This window comes from Streptococcus canis (assembly GCF_900636575.1).
GTDB classification, from domain to species: domain Bacteria; phylum Bacillota; class Bacilli; order Lactobacillales; family Streptococcaceae; genus Streptococcus; species Streptococcus canis.
This window is the reverse complement of the sequence record NZ_LR134293.1, coordinates 703,934-721,160: the sequence shown is the minus strand read 5'-3', so window position 1 is coordinate 721,160 and position 17,227 is coordinate 703,934. Positions and strand designations below refer to the sequence as shown.

The 17,227-nt window shown below is 39.1% G+C and carries 15 protein-coding genes, 1 tRNA gene and 1 pseudogene; 12 read left to right on the top strand and 5 right to left on the bottom strand.

Annotated elements, in window-relative coordinates:
- The first annotated feature begins 232 nt into the window (after positions 1 to 232).
- The 4 genes from EL097_RS03780 (at position 233) to EL097_RS03765 (ending at position 3,534) form a co-directional block, all read left to right on the top strand.
- Entirely contained in the window at positions 233 to 1,189 is a 957-nt protein-coding gene (locus tag EL097_RS03780) for an amidohydrolase family protein (protein WP_003045636.1), read from the top strand.
- 135 nt (positions 1,190 to 1,324) lie between these two features.
- Positions 1,325 to 1,753 (top strand): MarR family winged helix-turn-helix transcriptional regulator, encoded by a 429-nt coding sequence (locus EL097_RS03775; protein ID WP_003045638.1) that lies wholly within the window; start codon positions 1,325 to 1,327, stop codon positions 1,751 to 1,753.
- A gap of 13 nt (positions 1,754 to 1,766) precedes the next feature.
- Positions 1,767 to 3,158, top strand: coding sequence for a GNAT family N-acetyltransferase (locus tag EL097_RS03770; protein ID WP_099982963.1), 1,392 nt, complete (start codon positions 1,767 to 1,769; stop codon positions 3,156 to 3,158).
- Between the two features lie 97 nt (positions 3,159 to 3,255).
- Positions 3,256 to 3,534 carry a GNAT family N-acetyltransferase gene (locus EL097_RS03765; protein WP_003045642.1) on the top strand — a complete coding sequence of 93 codons (279 nt, stop codon included), beginning with the start codon at positions 3,256 to 3,258 and terminating at the stop codon, positions 3,532 to 3,534.
- A gap of 726 nt (positions 3,535 to 4,260) precedes the next feature.
- Here EL097_RS03765 and EL097_RS03760 read toward each other — a convergent pair.
- From EL097_RS03760 to EL097_RS03740, 5 genes and pseudogenes are all read right to left on the bottom strand, one after another.
- Complete coding sequence (locus EL097_RS03760; RefSeq protein ID WP_003045644.1) at positions 4,261 to 4,548, bottom strand: hypothetical protein; 288 nt, start codon at positions 4,546 to 4,548, stop codon at positions 4,261 to 4,263.
- Between the two features lie 322 nt (positions 4,549 to 4,870).
- Positions 4,871 to 4,941: transfer RNA gene (locus EL097_RS03755), tRNA-Cys, on the bottom strand.
- A gap of 271 nt (positions 4,942 to 5,212) precedes the next feature.
- A pseudogene (locus EL097_RS11110) lies at positions 5,213 to 5,528 on the bottom strand (ISLre2 family transposase); the annotation flags it as partial.
- A 527-nt stretch (positions 5,529 to 6,055) separates the two neighbouring features.
- A complete protein-coding gene (locus tag EL097_RS03745; RefSeq protein ID WP_129544935.1) occupies positions 6,056 to 9,574 on the bottom strand; it encodes a S8 family serine peptidase in 3,519 nt (1,172 codons plus the stop codon).
- Positions 9,575 to 10,128: 554 nt separating this feature from the next.
- Entirely contained in the window at positions 10,129 to 10,674 is a 546-nt protein-coding gene (locus EL097_RS03740; protein ID WP_003045650.1) for a folate family ECF transporter S component, read from the bottom strand.
- Positions 10,675 to 10,939: 265 nt separating this feature from the next.
- Here EL097_RS03740 and EL097_RS10685 point away from each other — a divergent pair, with 265 nt between their 5' ends.
- The 8 genes from EL097_RS10685 (at position 10,940) to ahpF (ending at position 17,129) form a co-directional block, all read left to right on the top strand.
- Positions 10,940 to 11,248, top strand: coding sequence for a hypothetical protein (locus EL097_RS10685; RefSeq protein ID WP_176693513.1), 309 nt, complete (start codon positions 10,940 to 10,942; stop codon positions 11,246 to 11,248).
- A 106-nt stretch (positions 11,249 to 11,354) separates the two neighbouring features.
- Positions 11,355 to 12,314: a ring-cleaving dioxygenase gene (locus EL097_RS03730; protein WP_003045654.1), complete on the top strand. Its 960-nt coding sequence runs from the start codon at positions 11,355 to 11,357 to the stop codon at positions 12,312 to 12,314.
- Between the two features lie 22 nt (positions 12,315 to 12,336).
- On the top strand, positions 12,337 to 13,242 hold the full coding sequence (locus EL097_RS03725) for a VOC family protein (RefSeq protein ID WP_003045656.1): 906 nt from the start codon (positions 12,337 to 12,339) through the stop codon (positions 13,240 to 13,242).
- Between the two features lie 18 nt (positions 13,243 to 13,260).
- Positions 13,261 to 13,869, top strand: a complete 609-nt coding sequence (locus tag EL097_RS03720; RefSeq protein WP_003045658.1) for a flavin reductase family protein — start codon at positions 13,261 to 13,263, stop codon at positions 13,867 to 13,869.
- A gap of 12 nt (positions 13,870 to 13,881) precedes the next feature.
- Complete coding sequence (locus EL097_RS03715; RefSeq protein WP_003045660.1) at positions 13,882 to 14,502, top strand: alpha/beta hydrolase; 621 nt, start codon at positions 13,882 to 13,884, stop codon at positions 14,500 to 14,502.
- Between the two features lie 137 nt (positions 14,503 to 14,639).
- Complete coding sequence (locus tag EL097_RS10575; protein WP_003045662.1) at positions 14,640 to 14,795, top strand: hypothetical protein; 156 nt, start codon at positions 14,640 to 14,642, stop codon at positions 14,793 to 14,795.
- A 220-nt stretch (positions 14,796 to 15,015) separates the two neighbouring features.
- The gene (gene ahpC, locus EL097_RS03710) at positions 15,016 to 15,576 is read left to right on the top strand and encodes an alkyl hydroperoxide reductase subunit C (protein WP_003045663.1); all 561 of its coding nucleotides are present in this window, start codon (positions 15,016 to 15,018) and stop codon (positions 15,574 to 15,576) included.
- A 20-nt stretch (positions 15,577 to 15,596) separates the two neighbouring features.
- Positions 15,597 to 17,129, top strand: a complete 1,533-nt coding sequence (ahpF, locus tag EL097_RS03705) for an alkyl hydroperoxide reductase subunit F (RefSeq protein WP_003045665.1) — start codon at positions 15,597 to 15,599, stop codon at positions 17,127 to 17,129.
- Positions 17,130 to 17,227: the final 98 nt, after the last annotated feature.

Below are 17,227 nucleotides of genomic sequence, written 5' to 3'. Positions count from 1 at the left end.
ACGTTTTACCCCCCCTGTCAATCTAAACCCTTAAAAAAAATGATTATTTTTTTATTTTTCTAAATTTTTTAAAATTATCCTCCATAGACAGTACAACACCCTTTTCTGAGCCTAAATCTGAGAACTTTTTTATCTCAAGTTAGTGATTTTTTTGTTACAATAACAGATAAGGCATTGTTTCTGACAAGCAAAAAATTTCTTCTGGAATTGATGATAGAAAGAAGGTCAACTGATGACACAAACAGCTATTGACACACATGCTCACCTCTGGTCAGATGAGTACCTCGATTTACTAGAACGTTTGGGTGGCACTGGCATTGCAATCGCAAAGGGTCTAAATGCTAGTGGCGACCCTCAGGACCTGACTAAACGTCTTGACATGATGGACAAGGCTGGCGTCTCCTACCAAGTACTGTCGGCAACACCACAGGTTCCTCAGTTTGGTAAGCCACAAGAGGCTCTCAAGGCTGCTCAGACCATTAATCAATTTTACAAGACCATTATTGACCAATACCCAGACCGTTTTCGGGCCTATGGGGTTGTTCCTTTGCCAAATGTTGAAGAAGCTATCCAAGAAGGCAAGCGCGTTATTGAAGAATTAGGTTTTTTGGGAATCGCAGTCAATACTGTCCTTGAGACCAGTCAATCAATCGCCGATGACGCTTTTTTACCTTTCTTTGAAGCGATGGATGCTCTGGGAGCTGTTATCTACATTCATCCGACAGGCTGTGGTGCCATGAGCCCCATGGTCAATGATTACGACCAAGAATGGGTGGTCGGTGCTCCTATTGAGGATATGTTAGCTACCTTGCAGCTTTTGAAACGAGAGTTGCCACAAAAGTTCCCACATCTTCGTTTCCACATTGCGCATTTGGGTGGTGGTATTTCCTTTCAAATGCAGCGCATCATTGACAACTATGAGGATTGGCACAGCTTTTCACACCACCCCCTAGATACCTTGCAGAAGTACTTTTGGTTTGACACAGCCAATTTTCTTGAAGCTTCGTTGCTCCATAGTAATGAGGTACTAGGTCATCAACGTTTACTAGCTGGCAGCGATTTCCCCTACTTCCAAAACCAAAAATACACCAGAGCCTTTTCTTATATTCGAAAGGCAGCCTTGTCAGAGGAAGAACAAAAGGCAATTTTAGAAACCAATGCTAAAGCCCTGTACGGTGAGCGTTGGTAAAAACAAACACTAACACAAATCAGAATGAGGTAATAGCTCCAGCGGCAGTTATCTCATTCTTTTTTGAGCGCTTGACTTGAAAAGAATAGCAAGCTATGCTAGTTTATATAGCAAACTATATATAAGGGGGTCAGCATGCGCGAAAAGAATACCGTTTACTTAATCAAACGTGCTAATTTAAACTTTGATAAAATTGCCAACCATACCCTAGCAAGCTATGGTATCACCCATAGCCAATTTAAGTGTCTCAAATACCTTTACCTATTTGATAATGGTAGTCTCAACCAGCGGGATTTGGAACATTACTTTCACATGAGTAATCCAACCGTGACTCGGATTCTTCAAAATTTGGAAAAAGAAGGCTGGATTAAACGGCTAGCTAATGGTAAGGATAAGCGCCACAAACAATTGTACTTAACCGATAAGGCCTTGAGCATGCAAGAAAACTTTAAAGACATTGCTAACCAATTGGAGAGCCAGTTGACCGAGCGCCTGACAGACCAAGAACTGGACCATTTACAAACGCTATTGCGCAAAATGTTAGCTATTTCATTGACAGACTAGAAAGGAACACACCATGACAAAACTTAGACAACTGACAACTTTTAAAGGGAGCAATTTCCTCATTCCTATGTTTTTGACATCTGTCATTTACACCTTTTTCCCCCATCTCTTAAACCTGGGTGCTCCCTTTAGTGGCCTTTTTAGTCAAGACACCACCTTCTTTATCATTGCCGTATTGCTCATAGTATCAGGAATTCAGACCAATCTAGGCAAATACCCGAAAGTCATCAAGGCTATTGGACCTGTTTTACTCCTAAAGATAGGGATTGCCTTACTAATTACCTTGGCATGGAAGGCCTTTTTCCCTGCTAGTGGTTTTCTAGGTATCACTGCTGTGACCATAACTGCTATTTTAATGTCCCTTAATCCGGGCATGTACTTGGTTCTCCTTGGTAAAGATATTAGTGAGATGGAAGAAAGTGCCTTTTCAGTCATTAATTTAGTGATGCTTCCTGCCATTCCCTTGCTTATTCTGAGCGTTGGCGAATCCAACATTAACCTGATCACACCCTTGCTTGCCAATATTCTACCATTTGCTATTGGGGTTCTAATTGGTTATTTATACCCATCAAGTCGTGCCATGTCTAGGCCCTTATCAATGCTCCTGATTACTTTTTTGGCAGTTACTTTTGGAGCTCGTATTAATATCATCACAGCGCTTCAGTCAAGCCTCACTGGCCTTTTACTGGTTGTCTTTTATTATGCCTTAGCAGTCTTGCCCGTAGCCTTATTTGACAAGGAATGGAACGAAAAAGAAGGACGCATGACCTTATCCATGAGCTCCATTGCTGCCTTTTCCATGTCTATTCCTCCCTTTGTCAGCCAGTATCTTCCTCTGTCTGAAACTGTAATGGCTCAGAGCATTAGTCAAATCGCCTTTGCCGTCATTATTTCTAGTTTTACTACCCCTTACCTCTACAAAAAACTCATTAAAACGACCTCTAGAGAGGAAAACGTGGAAAAAGTTTACCAACTGTCACGAGACAGCCACAAGCCAGAATTTCTTTTGGAAGCCATGGCAGCTATTGAATGGAAGGCTGGCGCTTATTTAGCTAAACGTTTAGAAACCGGCAGATTAGACGCCATGGACCAAGTGATTATCATGACAGACAGCCATGACCAGTTGATGGGGTTTGCAGCACTAGTGCAAAAAGACATTGTCGAAAAGCCAGACTATGGTCCATTCTTATCCACTGTTTATGTCTCTCCTGATTTCCGAGGTCAAGGCTTGAGCTTGGAATTGGTTGACCGTATCACTGAGATTGCCAGACAAAAAGGGGTTAAAGACCTTTACGCCATCACTGCTCATCAGGGACTCTATGAAAAAAATGGCTTTACTTTCCAATCTCCCGTTCAAGATAAATTTGGCCGTGACATGCGCCTCTTAGTTAAACATTTAGGTTAGGCTCTAGGAAGTATCAGAAAGCCCTTTCTATTTGTCATCATTGACATCTTTTGCTACAATATAAGCATCATTATCAGGACAAAAAGGAGATTTTCTAATGATAACCATAACATTTGAAGCAGACAAGAACCGCTCCGTGGCTCACCAAGAGTCAGCAGAAATCGGGGAATGCACCTTCCTCCATAATGATGACCTTTGGGTCATCAATCACACCTTAGTTGACGAAGCCTATCAAGGCCAAGGCATCGCTAGACAGTTGGTTGACAAAGTTGCCAGTGAAGCTCGCAAAGCAGGTAAAAAACTGGCAGCGACTTGCCCTTATGCCATTGGGTTATTTGAACGCACCAATGACTATGATGACCTCCTTAGTGATTAACCCGACTATAGGGAAACTATTAATGATTTTACAATAGGTCACTAGCAAGCCAGCCCTTTCTTCTAGCAAAAATTTAAGACTAACAGGACTTTTAATTTTTGCCTGTACAAGGACTTTCTTTTCTACCTATGACGTAAAAGGAAGACGAGAAAACAGTTGCACTGCCCCCTGCCCTGTTGCTATGACAGTTGCTATTTTTATCATCCTAGTGATCCCTAATCACTAGGATGTTTTTAGTCTATTTCAACTAGACCAGTCTGACAATCAGGCAACCCTCAGCTTAAGCTGGTTAGTAAAGAAGAAAATTGTCATGCCAGCACCAAAAAACTGAATACGCTCAACTTAAAGCCTTGATTTTTCATCACTATTTTCAGACAGACTGATACCATGAAGAAGACCAGCTCTATCATCTCAAAGTAGCCAATGCCAACCTTCAGCACTTGCTGGACATGCTACAAAAGATTAAAATTGGAAGGCTGGTGCCCACTTAGCTAAGCGCCCCAAGGACAACCACCTGTCTAGGGATCCGCGATGACCCTCGCAAAGCCAACAAACTAAAGAAAAACTACTAGCACTACTTCTACTTTTCTCTCGGCGCAATTTCCCGTAGTCTCATAAAACCTATCAAAAAAAGACCTCTTGTAAGAAAACAAGAAGGCCTAAACCAGCCGAGCCATACAACCTATGTTAACGGCTTATCATATGGATAAATTTTTATGTCAAATATTAATAGTAATCACTCTCAGAGTCTTCTCCATAAAGAGCCTTATCTAACTCTCGACGCATATCATCAGCTGTCATATTTTTCTGCCTTACCTGCATCATCCAATAGCGATAGGTAGATTTATAAGTGCTAATATCCCAATTAAGTTGACGATCGTACTCGTCTAAGATATTTCTAACATTTAAGCTAGATAGTCGAGTGCTACTTGCACTAACTGTGCTTTCAGTGTTTAGAGCAATACCTGTAGTTAAAAGTGCTAATGCACTAACAAAGAATAATTTCTTTTTCATACTTCAATACAACTTTCTTTTTTTATATGTCGACATGAATATAATTATATATAATTTCTATAATTTTTGCAACTATATTTTAACATTTTTAAAATAAAAATAAGTATATTAGAATTATTTTATCATTTAAATTGAGGAATTAAACTTTTTATTCTAAGTCGCCATCAGAACCTCTACAAAAGAGTTTGTTGTTTCCGATAAGTTAATGAAATTTTTGATGCGTTCAAGGCACGCATCGTCTTTTTTATCCTGTCACGAAAAATAAAAACCTTGATTTAACAACGTTTTTACGAGGTCAATCAAGGCTTCATTTGTATATAAAAGGCGGTAGACGGATTTGAACCGACGATCAAGCTTTTGCAGAGCCGTGCCTTACCACTTGGCTATACCGCCACAACACAGATTATTTTACCCTAATTCCCTATATCCGTCAAGTATTATTTACGGCAGGGTATGTGTCTCAGTTTTTGTGAAAATTAAATTTATCCCTTATCACTCAAGAAAACAAGTCTACCTTTATAGAAAAAGACCTCTCAAAAGCTTTTTTTAGTGGCAATAAGTCACTAGTCTAATAGCCTTACCTAGCATGAGTTTACAACCTACCATTTTTATGACCTGATTTATAGGTTCTCATTGGGGAAAGAGTCGTAAGATGACGGCCAGCACGACAAACTTCTCTGTAAGACATCTTAGAGACTAGCTTAACTAATTGAAACAGCAACTCTGGAGAATAGCGCATATACTTTTTAAAACCTAACCACTCATCTACAGGATAAGGTGTCTTTTTCCCTTTACACCATCTGTTTCTTGAGAAAATCATTTCTCCAAAAGTGAAAAGGACCGTTCGTTCTGGGGCATCAATTCTACAATAACCATTGACACGCATCGTTGATGCGACTTGCTTGTCATAAACTGCCACTTACTTTAAATTCACATTGGCTATTACGTTCTACTATAAAGATGTTCTCATCAAATCGCATTTATTGTATCTGAAACTAACATGCTTGAAAATCTAAACTTAAAAAAAGGAGTTCCTTAAGCCAATCTATGGGATACGACTAGTGTTGAGAGGTCAACGTTCTTATTAGACATCAGCATTCAAAAACATCCATTAATTTTCCTCTCAACATCATCGCCACTCCTAACGTAGCGATTCAGATTGAAGAAAACGTCCAGTTAGGACAATGTTTCTTCAATCTTTTTTTGCTCCTCTAAAAAAGAAAAACTCCTGAAACACGACAACATAAGTGTTTCAAGAGTTGGTTGAAGTCATGATCATTAAATCATTTTCATCGACACCTTCTTAAAAATAGACTTTGTCTACGTTCTGATCGCCACTCCTAACGTGGCGATTTTTTATTATGACTTCCAGCCATAACAAAAGAGAAGACGCATTTTGTCTCCTCTCTTTTCTTGGTTATAAAGTCCTCCGAATTTAATACTAGGTCTTAAAAGACATAGGGAGAATTTTTTTGTTATTCGTAACTATTAAAAGGGAAGGTCCTTATTAATCTTCTTTTTGCTTTTTTCTAAATCCAAAGCAAGAAACTGTTAAGATAAGAAGGCTTCCTAAGATGGTAGAAAGGTTTCCTTTACGATCACTTGTTTGAGGTAAGGATTGTTGAGTTGACAAATGAGAGATAGGTTTTTTCGATGCCAACAGCTCAGCTGTTTTTGTAACTTCTCTTGTCATTGCTTGTCTTTGCTCAGGTTTGCTAGATTCTTCTTTTTCAGCTGTTTCTGGCATCTCTGGTAAGGCTAATTCATCTTGCTCTTTTAAGTCAGGTTGCTTGTCTGTTTGGCTTTGTTTAAGCAATTCTGAAAGCTTGATGCTATTAAAGTTACCGGCCTTATCTTCAATCACAAAGACTAACTTCTCAAAATCAATGGTAATATCTTTGCCATCTTCAGATTTTATTGTTTTTGGAATGTTGATATAGCCATTTTCATCAGCGTAGAAGTAAACACTGTATTTAAATGGCATATCTAAAAGGTCTTCTTCGGAAGCTTCTGTTACTTGAGGGTTTTCACCTTCTACTGTTTCACCGGATAGGGACTCTTCAGTAGCGTCTTCGTAATCAAAGGCCACAAATGTGCGATAAATTGGTAAACCATTTTGATGATTAGATTCTTCAACTCTTAGTTGCCCTGTCTCAGTATCGTAATGTGCACGTGTTGGCAAGTTTGGAACTTTTGTGCTAACAATGACTGAAAAGTCCATCATTTGTTGACGTGCACCCTCCACAACTGGGCTATAAAGCAGACGATAGATGTAGTTACCATCTGCAACAGTCATTTGATTATTGTCAGTACCATCCCAGACCAACTTTTCAAGTTTATAAGAACCATCACTATCTTTACCATTATTAGTATAGTTTTTGATATAAGCAGCCACTTCACTAGACCAAATAATATTGCCATTGGTATCTAAAACCTGTGCCTGAACATCTTTAACATTGCGTAGGAAAGTTGCTTGAGGAGTGATACTATCTCTGTTTTGATCTTTATTTGGTGAAATAGCTAAATAAACCTGACTGTTTTGATTTAAGTCCAAAGTATAGTGCTCTTCATTATTTACTTGTTTGGCAAAGGTTCCCAAAACAATTGGTTTAGGAACTTCACTAGCACCATATGGGCTTAATTCAAAGTTGCCATTTTTAATATCATTAGATAAGAACCAAGGCGTAGCTTCTGTTAGCAAGGCTGTATAACTATTGTTATTATTTAAGACTTCTTCAAAAGATAATCCCGCAGAAGCAAAGTCTAATTGATTTTCTAAACCATCTGTTACCGGAGTATAGTAGAAAGTACCTGTTTTAAGTTTGCTATAAATGGACTCTTCTAATGCTGGCAAGTTAGCAAAATCACCTCTAAATCCTAGGAATGGAATACTCATTAATTCTTCTGAACTGCTTTGACTATCTTTAAAACGTACAAAACCTTCTAGGAAGTAGCCATTTGGCATTTGTTGTAGAAGTTCTTGAGAGAACTGGCTAGCATCAATTGAGATGGTGACATCAGTGTAATCTCCTGATACCGTTACTTTTTGCCATGCACTATCTGATAAAGATCTTGCTTTCAAAGCAAACTTATCCTCAGTGATTTGATCAGTCGTTAAGTTTGTTTGGTAGTAAAGTTCTTTTGTTTCTTTTGTTAAGTTGTGAATGCGAACTGTAAAGTTAAAGGTATCCTTAACATTGCCAAGATTGATTTTGGCATGATGATCTGCATCTGTGAGGTAATGAGAAGCCTCTAATGCTTTTTTAGCATTGATTGCTCCAGCGCCTTGCTGTCTTGGTGAGTAAAAGGCTTTTTCTTCTGGATCGAATAAGGCAGAAGCTGAACTCATGGCTACTTTTTTAGTCAAGTCAAGTAATTGAGCTGGTGTCAGATTTAAATGAGCATATTTTTTAGCTAGAGCAGCTTGAAGCAAGCTCATAATACCTGAAACATGAGGTGTTGACATACTTGTTCCAGACAAGGTTTCATACTTATCATTAGAGAAAGTTGACAGAACTTCAAAACCTGGGGCAGAGATGTCTGGTTTGATATGGCCTTCAGCTGTCAATCCCCAACTAGATTCTGGAACCATACGATTGCCACCAGCATTTTCAATTACTTTGAAGATGTGTTTGAAATGAAGTTTGCCTGAAGCATTATTAAGTAAGGTTTGACCATCAGCTTGACTGATAACCCCAACTGGCAGCTCTCTGTATGGAATCAAGATATTACTTTGAATAGGATTATTATTAATGACTAAAAGACCAGCTGCCCCAGCTTTTTGAATCGTTTCAATTTTAGGCGTGAAATCAACTAATCTGACTGATCCAGAACGTTTGAGGACAGCAATTTTACCAGTCAAGTCAAGGTGATCGTTCTCTTCGTCAACTAAGGTAAAATCATAGGCTTTATTAGCATCAAGTGATTTTGAAAGCATGATTGGTAAGTCAATCTCTTTCTCACCAGTCTTAAGTGTCACTACTTCACTGACTGACATTTGAGCGTCGTGATTAGCTACTGTTAGAACATCTTCAGAAATGGCAGGGCTGCTGACTAAGCCAAAATCAGGATTAGTCGCTAGTGGCTTACCAAATTCTTTACCAAAAGCACCGTCATTACCAATTCCCGCTACTAATAAAACGCCATGATCTTTAGCCAGTTGAATAGCTTTTTTAACGTCTTCATGAACAGTTGCCCAAGAATCCGCAGGGATACCAAAGCTCATGCTAATGACTTTAGCCCCCAATAAAACAGAATCAGTAATAGCTTTTGCATAAGCTTTAGAGGTTTGATCTTTGGCTTTTCCTAAAGAAGAAATACGCATCAACAGTAATTGAGCATTAGGAGCCATTCCTGTCACTAATAAGTTATTATTGGCGACTTGAGTACTATTAGCAGCAACAATACCCACTACGTGGGTCCCGTGATTGATATGTTCTAGTTCTTCTTTAGAAATAGTGCTTTTATCGATAGGACCAACAATATTTTGATTATTAGAGTAGTCGTAAGCAAAAAGAATTTTATCATTGATGCGTTGACCATAGGTGATTTTATTTTTTTGCTTCAATGCCTCAAAACTGGCTTCATCAATAATCTGTTTTTTATCAATATCTTGATCTAATTTAAAAGCAGAATGGTTAATGTCAAAACCAAAGTCAATGACAGAAATTAATTGACCCGCTCCCAAAGCTGTTACTTTTTGCAGGTCTTGAACATTGGTTGCATCATATTGTGATAATAGGGTTTGAGCTTTTGCTTCTTGACCATCTTTATAAGCCTGAGGAAGCTCTGTGTAACTTGTCTGAGCTTCTTCTTTAGGAGAAGCAAGTTCTTCTTCCCCATCTAGTTGACTGTCTAACGCTGAGAGTTCTGTTTGATTAGCACTGTCTAATTCAGCAGTTGATTCAGAAGGAGCTACAACTTCTGCTGTGGTAACCAAGGTAAGGTCTTGCATATTTTCTTCTGCTCGAACATTAGCTGTATACATTAAAAGAACACTTGTGGTAACAAGTGAAATACCTAACATTTTATATCTTTTGTGATTCTTCACGAGATAGCCTCCAATTTATTAATCAATACTATTATATAATGTTTTAATTAAAATGCAATATATATCAATTTATAAATATATCATTTTTAATTTTATTAAGGCTAATAATGAATCCATGTGAGTTAAATTGTATCCATTCATAGTTTGCTAGTAACGAGGTGTTAGGGTATTTCTCTAAACTTTTATCCTTAATCATTTATTGAAGTCACTATAAGACAACAGCTCTAGAGAAAGCTATTGTCTTATCATCTTTAGTTGGAAAATCTCAAAATTAATCACGTTACTTAGTATAAAATAACCAATAAGTTTATTCAGAGGTTCTCCTTGAGAGAAGTTCAAAACGTAGACAAACTCTATTTTTAAGCAGGAGTCAATGAAAATGATTGAATGATCATGATGTCAACTAACTCTTAAAACGCTTATATTATCGTGCTTCAGGAGTTTTCTTTTGTAAAAGAGCAAAAAAAGATTGAAGAAACATTGTCCTAAATGGACTTTGTCTTCAATCTGAGATTCTCCTTTGAGAGAAGTTATCTTTTTGTTAGAAATTTTTGAAACTCCTTGATACTTTGCAGCCTTGGCAACAATAACATCGTGATGATAATATGAACAGGGATTTCGATTAGTTTAACCAATCGGGTTGTGTATAGTGTTAGAAATGGCATATTATAGTAAAAATGTAAGACAATAGGTGTTAATAAAAAAGTAGTAGAGCCTAAGATGATGAGTGTGGCAAAGGTAACATAAAGCCAGTCTTTTTTACTAGAAGTGCTTAATTTTCGCTTGTAAAAAAATAGTCCATAAAAGAAACCTTGAACAGCTTGTACCAAGGGAAACCAGATAATAAATTGTTTGCCACCCGATAAAAAGAAGGAAACAATATTCCAAAAACCTAAAGCAACACCAGAAAAGATTGGACCAGCAATAGTTCCTATTAACGTACGATCAATAAATGATAAGCTAAACATTGCTAAAAAACCATGCAGAGAAAATTTGACTAAAATCAAATCTAGGGCCAACAAAAAAGCAATCATAGAGATAAGGGAAACTGAGAGTTTATTTTGCTTCAATAACATATAAAATACTCCTCATTCAAATAAAATATAAATTATAGTAAATTAGTTAAAACTAATGTAATTATAACTTAATAATCGATAAGTGGCAAATTAAATACACCTATCTAATAACAAGGTATCTTACCTAATAGGTTGCCCACTGATATACGGTGTTGTCACAGAAGATACCTGCAAATGAGTCATCCATATTATTTGAGACATCATTAAAGTAATGCTAAATGGTTTTGTCGTTTTAGTCTTTGAAATAAACCTCATTGAAATTTTAATGGTTTTTGAACTAGTGATTACCTTGACGGTCGCTCTCTTTCCTATCCATTTTCCTCTGATTAGTCTCTTCTATTTCCTTAGATTGCCAAACAAGAAAAATCGTTTAACAGATCTGCATCATTCTCAACTGCCTTTGGAAGCACTTGAGAATTTAGAAGGGTATTACAAGGCCTCTTTGGTTGATTTTTCACAGAGAAGACGTATCCAAGTTATCGAATTCGGCAAATCCGAGTTTTTTGTTGAACAGGTCATCTCCCATTCTATTCCCGATAATAGCGGGGAATTATTGCAGCAGATGACGGTGTAAGCGAAAAAATGTCTTTGCTTTTTGTTGGTAAGCATATTTCTTGTAAATAATACTAATTAGTAATATCATGTGTTTAGGATCTTTACACTAGAAATGAGGTATTCTTATGACAAACACAGCATTAATCGGCATTCACCATGTCACTGCCATGACAAACGATATTGAACGTAATTACCAATTCTTTACAGAAGTTCTAGGCATGCGTCTGGTTAAAAAAACAGTTAATCAAGATGATATTCACACTTATCATACGTTCTTTGCAGATGACAAGGGTTCCGCTGGGACTGACATGACTTTCTTTGATTTTCCGAATAATCCTAAAGGACAACACGGTACCAATGCCATTACCCGTATTGGATTTCGAGTACCAAACGATGCGGCACTCGAGTATTACCAAGAACGATTTGACCAATTTGGTGTGAAACATGATGGAATCAGTGAGCTCTTTGGACACAAAGCGCTCCGCTTCGAAGAAGAAGATGGGCAACGCTACCAGCTCGTTTCGGACGAGCATAACAAAGGTGTAGCACCTGGAACCCCTTGGCAAGAAGGCCCTGTGCCAACTGACAAAGCCATCTACGGATTAGGCCCTATCGAAATAACCGTCAGTTATTATGAAGATTTTAAAGTTTATCTGATGCAAGTCTATGGTATGCAAGTGGTAGCCTCCGGCGAGGATTATACCCTCTTAGAAATTGGTGAAGGTGGCCATGGTGGGCAAGTTATCTTGAGAAAAGACGAGACTAGTCCTCAAGCACAACAGGGTTACGGTGAAGTTCACCATGTCTCCTTTAGAGTAGCTGACAGTGAAGCTATCCGCCACTGGGCTGAAAAATATGACTCTTTGGGGATTTCCAGCTCTGGTCTTGTCGATCGCTTCTATTTTGAAGCCCTCTACTCTCGGGTAGGACATATCCTGATTGAACTATCAACAGATGGCCCTGGTTTCACCACTGACGAACCTTATGAAACCTTAGGAGAAGACTTGTCTCTCCCTCCGTTTTTGGAACCTAAACGCCAGGAAATCGAGCAAGCTATCCGCCCCTTTGACACTAAACGCCATTAAACTAGAAAGGTAAGCACACCCTATGGAAACCATTGAACAGATTCATCATATCAGTGCCATTACGGGCGATCCTCAAGAAACCCTTGACTTCTACCAACAGGTCTTAAAACTTCGTTTGGTCAAACAAACTGTTAATTTTGACGACCCAACCACCTATCACCTCTATTTTGCCAATCAAAAAGTGGAGGAGGGTAGCCTCATGACTTTTTTCCCTTGGGGAAATGTCTCAGAAGGTGTCAAAGGTAGTGGTCAAGTCGGTCGCATTGCCTTTCGTGTTCCCAAACAAAGACTAGACTTTTGGAAACAACAGCTACAAGACCACAATGTGCCTTTTGAGGAAACACAGTGGTTTGATGCGCCAGCTCTTTTCTTCCAAGATAAACACAAATTAGACTTGGCTCTAGTTGAAGGAACAGATGAAAAAGAAACACCTGCTATTTTAGGCTTCCATGGGGTAGTGCTCTTATCCAGTGATGATCAGGCTAGTCGTGAGTTCTTGACAACACTTATGGGACTAAAAGAAATCGATCAGACCACTAGCTATAGGCGTTTTAAAACTCAAGGGAGCTTAGCTCACGAGATTTTAATCCCTAAACAAGCTAGTCCAAGAGGAAGTTGGGGGCCAGGTACAGGCCACCATATTGCTTGGAAAGTTACAGACAAAGACAGTTTGATAGCGTATCAGACAGAACTTAGCCAACAGGGGTTTCACACCACTGTGATTCGTGACCGAAAATATTTCCAATCCATTTATTTAAGAGAGAATGGCAAAGTAATTTTTGAATTTGCGACGCAAGGTCCTGGAATGACTGTTGATGAAACAATGGATCAACTTGGCCACACACTCCAACTTCCAAAACGCTATGAGACAAGACGTCAGGAGATTACGGATAACCTTCCCCCACTTAGTGGAACTTATCCCTTATAGACATAGAAAGGAGCTCGTATGCTATCCCTTAATCAAGCTGACCTAAGCGCCAAAGAGAACTATAACATTCTTATTGGTAGCGTTATCCCAAGACCCATTGCCTTTGTGACAACCCTGTCTGAAACTGGGGAACTTAATTTGGCTCCCTTTAGTTTTTTTAACATTGTTTCTTATCGCCCCGCCATTTTATCCATTAGCATTCAGCGAAAAAATGGCCAGATGAAAGACACGGCACGACATATTCTTCGCCAAGGTGAGGCCGTTATTCATACGGTTTCTAGAGATAATCTCTCTCAGGTCAATCAAGCAGCTATTGAGTTACCCGCTGATCAAAGCGAGTTGCCTTATACTCGTATGACTCCCACACCATCCAGTCACCTAAAGACTCCTGGTGTCTTGGAAGCCAAGATACGATTCGAAACCACACTTTACCAGCATATCCCTATCTCTGATGAGGGGGGAGAACTTGTCGCTGATCTTATCTTGCTTCAGATTGTTCATTACCACTTAGACGAGGACGTTTACCAAGAAAACCACATCTTAGCGGAAAAGTTGGAGCCGATGAGTCGTTTAGCAGGACAAGATTACGCTCAATTGGGAGCCATTACCAACCTAAAAAGGCCTTGATGGAGGTATGCTATGACCCATTTAGTCAAAACTGGTCACCCTGACCAACCAACTTTTATTTTATTACACGGAACGGGAGGCAACGAGGAAAGTTTACTGAGCTTAGCGAACTTTCTCAATCCCACCGCTAATTTCATTAGTCTGAGGGGAGAGGTCAACGAAAATGGTGCGCTGCGATTTTTCAAGCGTCACCGTGAAGGATTCTTTGACGAACAAGACTTGAACACACGAGGGCAACAGCTGAAAGACTTTTTAGAAGAACAAGCCAAGGCTCATCAATTTGATTTGTCAGATACCGTTTTGGTTGGCTTTTCCAATGGTGCTAACATGGCCATCAACCTTCTTTTAGCTGATGAAAGTCCTTTCCAAAAAGCTATCTTATTTGCGCCTATGTATCCTGTTGACACTAGTAAACTCACCGAAGATAAATCACACCTCAGACTTTTTATCTCCATGGGAACCGAAGACCCTCTTGTTTCACCGGCGGATAGTCAACATGTATTATCGCTTTTTGAAAGTCGAGGAGCTAAGGTTACCCCATTTTGGGTTACTGGTCATGAAATCAGATTGGATAATCTCCAAGCCGCCAAGGAATGGCTAGAACAACTAACACTTAGCACCAACAAGCTTTAAGCGCGTTTGTGAACGTCGTCTTTTAACTGGTGCAACTAATGAAAGACATTGTCAGATTGAAGAAAAATTGTCCTAAATGGACTTTTTTTCGATTTAAGAGAACAATTTCTCGTTCTCTTGAGCCATAAGGATATTTAATGGTTTTGTTTCGCAAAATTCCAGACACTTACTTATGGCAGGGAAAAGCTGTAGCAGGGCATGCTTTTGAAGAAGTGCTCACCATTTTTTCAGGTGGTCTATTAAACTTCTCGCTACAGCTATTTTTGAAAAAAAGTTTTTTGAAAGCGCTTTAATATGATTATATTTTCTGTTAATTATAATTACATTAACCTTTGATTTTATCAGCTTCTTGGCTTATTTAGAATCATTTTAATCAAATGTGACTTATTTCACAGCTAAATTGTCAGAAAACAATGGGCAATTCCCTTGTCAAATCAAGGCTTTCCGAGTGGACATAATCTTGCCGTTCTTTTATAATACAAGTATAAAAATTTAAAAAAGGAGGACAACTACATGTCTCTAATCGGAAAAGAAATTACTGAATTTTCAGCAGATGCTTATCATAACGGTAAATTTATCAAGGTGACTAGCGAAGATGTCAAGGGCAAATGGTCTATCTTCTGCTTCTACCCAGCAGATTTCTCATTCGTTTGTCCTACAGAATTGGGTGACTTACAAGAACAATATGAGGCACTCAAAGCATTAGACGTTGAAGTGTACTCCGTTTCAACTGACACTCATTTTGTTCACAAAGCTTGGCATGATGATTCAGATGTTGTAGGAACTATTACTTATCCAATGATTGGTGACCCATCACACGCTATTTCACAAGCCTTTGAAGTGCTCGGTGAAGATGGACTTGCTCAACGTGGAACATTCATCGTTGACCCAGACGGTATTATCCAAATGATGGAAATCAATGCTGATGGTATTGGACGTGACGCAAGTACTTTAATTGATAAAATCCACGCTGCCCAATACGTTCGTAAACATCCAGGCGAAGTTTGTCCAGCTAAATGGAAAGAAGGGGCTGAAACTTTGACACCTAGCCTTGACCTAGTAGGTAAAATTTAACAAAACTAAGGAGGAACCTTATGGCATTAAGTCCTGATATTAAAGAACAACTTGCCCAATACCTCACCCTGTTAGAAGCTGATCTTGTTTTGCAAGTTTCCCTTGGCGACGATGAGCAGTCTCAAAAAGTCAAAGACTTTGTGGAAGAAATCGCTGCTATGTCTGAGCGTATTTCTATTGAAAATATCCATTTAGACCGACAACCAAGCTTCAAGATTGCAAAAAAAGGTCACGACAGTGGGGTTGTCTTTGCTGGTCTTCCTTTAGGCCATGAATTTACGTCCTTTATCCTTGCCCTCTTGCAAGTTTCTGGACGTGCTCCAAAAGTGGATCAAGATGTTATTGATCGCATCAAGGCCATTGACCGTCCATTGCATTTTGATACTTATGTCAGCTTAACCTGCCATAACTGCCCAGATGTTGTTCAAGCTTTAAACATTATGTCCGTCTTGAACGACAAGATTTCACACACTATGGTAGAAGGTGGTATGTTCCAAGATGAAGTGAAGGCTAAAGGTATTATGTCTGTACCTACTGTCTTTTTAGACGGGGAAGAATTTACTTCTGGTCGTGCTACCATCGAACAATTGCTAGAGCAAATTGCTGGCCCACTTTCTGAGGAAGCTTTTGCTGATAAAGGCCTCTATGATGTCCTTGTTATTGGTGGTGGCCCTGCGGGCAATAGCGCTGCTATCTATGCTGCTCGTAAAGGCCTAAAAACAGGTTTACTTGCTGAAACCTTCGGTGGTCAGGTCATGGAAACTGTCGGTATTGAAAACATGATTGGTACCCTCTATACAGAAGGACCAAAATTAATGGCCGAAGTGGAAGCTCATACTAAGTCTTATGATGTCGATATTATCAAAGCACAACTAGCTACTTCTATTGAGAAAAAAGAAAACATTGAGGTCACTCTGGCCAACGGTGTCGTCTTACAAGCTAAAACAGCTATCTTAGCCCTTGGTGCTAAATGGCGTAACATCAATGTTCCTGGTGAAGATGAATTCCGTAATAAAGGAGTTACTTATTGTCCTCACTGTGATGGCCCACTCTTTGAAGGCAAAGATGTTGCCGTTATCGGTGGTGGTAACTCTGGTTTAGAAGCTGCCCTTGATTTGGCTGGTCTTGCTAAGCACGTTTACGTGTTAGAATTCTTGCCTGAACTCAAAGCTGACAAGGTCCTTCAAGACCGTGCAGCCAAAACTGACAACATGACCATCATCAAAAATGTTGCTACTAAGGACATTGTTGGAGAAGAGCATGTTACTGGCCTCAACTACACTGAACGTGATAGTGGTGAAGACAAACACCTTGACCTTGAAGGGGTCTTTGTTCAAATTGGTCTTGTTCCAAACACAGCTTGGCTCAAAGACAGCGGGGTGAACCTAACAGACCGCGGGGAAATCATTGTAGATAAACATGGTTCAACCAATATTCCTGGTATCTTTGCAGCCGGTGACTGTACTGATTCTGCCTACAAACAAATCATTATTTCAATGGGATCTGGCGCTACTGCTGCCATCGGTGCCTTTGATTACTTGATTCGTCAATAAAATAGCATATTAAAAAGAAGCTTGGGCGAGTTGTACTGACTCCAAAAGTTAGATTTTTGTCTAACTTTTGAAGTGCAGTTCAAGTGTTCAAAGCTTCT